General features: G+C 68.9%; 4 protein-coding genes. 3 read left to right on the top strand and 1 reads right to left on the bottom strand.

Features of this window, described 5'->3' with window-relative positions; genetic code table 11:
- A partial coding sequence (locus WAZ62_RS11020) for an A/G-specific adenine glycosylase (protein WP_422643576.1) occupies nt 1–763 on the bottom strand: 763 nt, incomplete at its 3' end.
- A 23-nt stretch (nt 764–786) separates the two neighbouring features.
- On the opposite strand from WAZ62_RS11020, the gene WAZ62_RS11015 reads away from it, so the two are divergent.
- From WAZ62_RS11015 to WAZ62_RS11005, 3 genes are all read left to right on the top strand, one after another.
- Nucleotides 787–1,305 (top strand): DUF721 domain-containing protein, encoded by a 519-nt coding sequence (locus WAZ62_RS11015; RefSeq protein WP_422643575.1) that lies wholly within the window; start codon nt 787–789, stop codon nt 1,303–1,305.
- Between the two features lie 58 nt (nt 1,306–1,363).
- On the top strand, nt 1,364–1,978 hold the full coding sequence (locus WAZ62_RS11010; protein ID WP_422643574.1) for a DsbA family protein: 615 nt from the start codon (nt 1,364–1,366) through the stop codon (nt 1,976–1,978).
- Between the two features lie 214 nt (nt 1,979–2,192).
- The coding region (locus WAZ62_RS11005; protein ID WP_422643573.1) for a chromosome segregation SMC family protein at nt 2,193–3,890 on the top strand (1,698 nt) is incomplete at its 3' end.

Genomic DNA, 3,890 nt, shown 5'->3' with positions numbered 1-3,890 from the left:
CGACATAGGCCGTGCCGTGGCGGGTCGGCCGTTCCACCCTGGCGGCTTTCACCGGATAGGCGGCGGCATCGCCCGCCGCGGCGCCGTCGCAGAAACGGGCCACGGGGCAGCGCCGGCAATTGGGTGTCTTCGGCTGGCAGATGCCGGAGCCGAGATCCATCAGGCTTTGCGCGAAATCGCCCGGCCGGTCTTCCGGCACCAGGGCCTCGACCAGGCGACGCAGCCTGGGGCGGGCCGCCGGCAGCGCCTCGCCGAAGCGATAAAGCCGGGAAATGACCCGCTCGACATTGCCGTCGACGGCGGCGGCGCGGCGGCCGAAGGCGATGGCGGCGATGGCGCCCGCCGTGTAGTCGCCGATGCCCGGCAGCCTGGCGAGGCCTTCGGCGGTATCCGGGAATTTGCCGCCTTTGGCCGCCACTTCCCGGGCGCAGGCATGGAGATTGCGCGCCCTGGCGTAATAGCCGAGCCCCGCCCATTCCGACAAAACCGATTCGAGCGGCGCCGCCGCCAGCGCCATCACATCGGGAAAGCGCGCGATGAAGCGGGAAAAGCGGTCGAGCACGGTCGCGACCGTGGTCTGCTGCAACATGATCTCGGACAGCCAGACCCTGTAGGGATCGGGCGTTTCCCCGGGTTCCGCGCGCCAGGGCAGGCGCCGCCGGCTGGTATCGTACCAGTCGAGGAGGGCGCGGGCGAAACCCGCCTTGGGCCGGGAGGCGGGCGGCGGCAGGGCCAGGGCGAATTCGGAATCGACGGGAGACATTCCCTGATTAGAGTGTGCGGACCATGGTGCAAGCAACAAAGACCTTCGAGCCGTCGGCCAAGCGCCGCTTCCGGACCGAGCCCGCCTCGGCCACCCTGTCGACCCTGCTGCGGTCGGCGGCGGGGAAGCGTGGCTTCGCCGCCGCCGAGATCGTCACCCATTGGCGGCTGATCGTCGGCGACCGCCTCGCCGACTGTACCCTGCCCGAGCGCCTGCGATTCGAGCGGGGCGGCAACGAGGGCGGCATTCTCGAGGTGCGGGTCGATGGCCCGCTGGCGCTGGAGATCCAGCACCTGGAGCCGCAGATCCTCGACAAGGTGAACAGTTTCTGCGGTTTTCGGGCCGCCGGCCGGCTGAAGATCACACGCGGCCGGGTCCCGCCCCGCAAAGCGCCGCCGGCCCCCCTGCCCGCGATCCCGGCGGCGGAACGCGCCGAAATCGACCGTCTCGTTGCCACAATCGAGAACGATAATCTGCGCGAAGCCCTCGCCAGCCTTGGCCGAACCATGCGGGCAAGGGCCCTTCGGGACGGCCAGCGCTAGGGCGACTGGACCATCATTGATCTTTACGACCCCCAACATCTTGTGGTGAGATGAGCTTATGAACACGAGACGTATGATCCTGGCCGGCATGACCGGTGTCGCGGCCGTGGCCGGGCTCGGCTTTCCCGCGCTCGCCGAAACGGATGATTTTGCCGAAGGCACCTTCGTGCTCGGCCCCAAGGACGCCCCGATCACGGTCACCGAATTCGCCTCGATGACCTGTTCGCATTGCGGCCATTTCTCGCTGACCACCTTTCCCGAGGTGAAGAAGCAGTTCATCGACACGGGCAAGATCCGTTTCGTGTTCCGCGACTTCCCGCTCGACGGTATTGCTCTGCGCGCCTCCATGCTGGTGCGCTGCGCCGGGGCGGACAAGGCGGAAGCCCTGGTCGAGATGCTGTTCCGCACCCAGGCGTCCTGGACCCAGGCGGCCGACCCGATCGCCGCCCTCAAGCAGACGCTGCGCCTCGCCGGTCTCGGCGATGCCAAGGCGGATGCCTGCCTCGCCGACGAGGCGCTGAAAATGGCGGTGATCCAGTCGCGCTACGGCGCCGAGAAGGATTACGAGATCAAGTCGACGCCCAGTTTCGTCATCGGCAAGACCAAGGTTTCCGGCGCCCTGACCCTCGAGGAATTCACCAAATTCCTGAAGGACAACGGCCTGAAGGACTGAGGCCCGATATGGCCCCCTCCTGCACGAGATCCCGGCCTTCGCCGGGATGAAGCTCTTGGGGAGGGGCTGAACTTCAAGGGCCATTGAGGCCCCGCGGAGCTTCAGCGCAGCGAGCCAAGGTCGCGGATGCGACCGCCCGGCGCTTGAGGGCGAGATTAAATCAGCGAGCCAAGGTCGCGAATGCGACCGCCCGGCGTTTGAGGGGCAAACATCAATGGTCCAGTTCACCAAACTGCGGCTTTCCGGGTTCAAATCCTTCGTCGATCCGACGGAGTTGGTGATCCATGCCGGGATGACGGGTATCGTCGGGCCGAACGGCTGCGGCAAGTCGAACCTGCTCGAAGCCCTGCGCTGGGTCATGGGCGAAACCTCGGCCAAGTTGATCCGCGGCGCGGAAATGGACGATGTCATCTTCGCCGGCACCTCGCGCCGGCCGGCGCGGAACCTCGCCGAAGTCTCCCTCGTCCTCGACAATTCGACGCGGCGGGCGCCGGTCGCCTTCAACGATCATCTGGAACTCGAGATTTCGCGCCGGATCGAGCGCGAGGCCGGCTCCGCCTATCGCATCAACGGCAAGGACGTGCGGGCCCGCGACGTCCAGCTGCTGTTCGCCGATGCTTCGGTCGGCTCGCGCTCCCCGGCGCTGGTCGGCCAGGGCCGGATCAGCACCATCATCAATTCGAAGCCGCGCGACCGGCGCCAGATCCTCGAAGAGGCGGCGGGCATTTCCGGCCTGCATTCCCGCCGGCACGAGGCGGAGCTGCGCCTGAAGGCGGCGGAAGGCAATCTGGTCCGGGTCGATGATGTCGTCGGCCAGCTGACCAACCAGCTGAACGCGCTGAAGCGCCAGTCGCGCCAGGCCAGCCGCTACCGCAACGTCCAGGCCCAGATCCGCAAGGGCGAGGCGATCGTCCTGCATCTGAAGTGGCAGGAAGCGCAAGCCGCGCTGGAAGTGGCGCGGGCCGAGCTCGCGGCGGCGCAGAACGCCGTCCGCGTCGCGACCGAACAGGCCGCCCATGCGGTCAATGTCGAGAACCGGGCGGGCGAAGCCATCGCCCCCTTGCGCGAGGAAGAGGCGCGCACCGCGCAAGTCCTGCACAAGCTGGTGGTCGAGCGCGACGGCCTCGCCCTCGAGGAGCGGCGCGCGCGCGAGGCTTTGTCGCGCCTGTCCCAGGCGATCGAGACCGTGGCCCGCGACGCTCAGCGGGAAGAAGCCCTGCTGAACGACGCCCGCGCGGCGCAAGAACGGCTGACCGAGGAACAGGCCCTGCTGGAAGAAGCCGAGGACGGCGCCGGCGAGGATGCCGAGACGGCCGAGGCCCTGGTCGCCGAAGCCGCCGATGCCCTGCAGGCGCGGGAAGCCGAACTGGACAAGGCCAATCGCGAACTGGCGGCGGTGGAAGCCCGGCGCCAGAGCCTGGAGCGCGAAATTCGCGACGCGGCGGCACGGCTGGACCGTCTGACCCAGTCCCGCCGCCAGCTCGATGCCGACGAACAGCGCCTCGCCGAGGAAAAGGCCCGCGCCGTCGATCTCGAAGCCCTGGTGGAGCGGCTGGAAGCGGCCCAGGCCGGGGCCGAGGCCGCGCAGGACGCGGTCGCCGACGCCGAGGGCGAGCGCGCCCAGATGATCGGCGAGGAAGGGGAAGCGCGGGAAGCCCTGCGCATCGCCGAAACCGAGGCCGGCCGCGTCGCCGCCGAGGAAAAGGCCCTGGCCAGCCTGCTGGCGACGGGTGACGACGCGGCCTTTCCGCCGGTGCTCGACGCGATCACGGTCGCCAGGGGCTATGAAACCGCGCTGGGCGCCGCGCTCGGCGACGATCTGTCGGTGCCCGCCGATCCGGCCGCGCCGGTCCATTGGGCGGAATTGCCGGAATATGATGCCGCCCCCGCCCTGCCCGCCGGGGCCGAGCCC

The organism is Zavarzinia sp. (assembly GCF_049306435.1).
Classification (GTDB): domain Bacteria; phylum Pseudomonadota; class Alphaproteobacteria; order Zavarziniales; family Zavarziniaceae; genus Zavarzinia.
The sequence above is the reverse complement of the archived record's forward strand: the minus strand, read 5'-3'. Positions and strand labels throughout refer to the sequence as shown.

Bases quoted from the DNA above. Each gene is read 5' to 3' on its own strand.
- WAZ62_RS11015 (WP_422643575.1), top strand. From the start codon at position 787: ATGGTGCAAGCAACAAAGACCTTCGAGCCGTCGGCCAAGCGCCGCTTC.
- WAZ62_RS11010 (WP_422643574.1), top strand. From the start codon at position 1,364: ATGAACACGAGACGTATGATCCTGGCCGGCATGACCGGTGTCGCGGCC.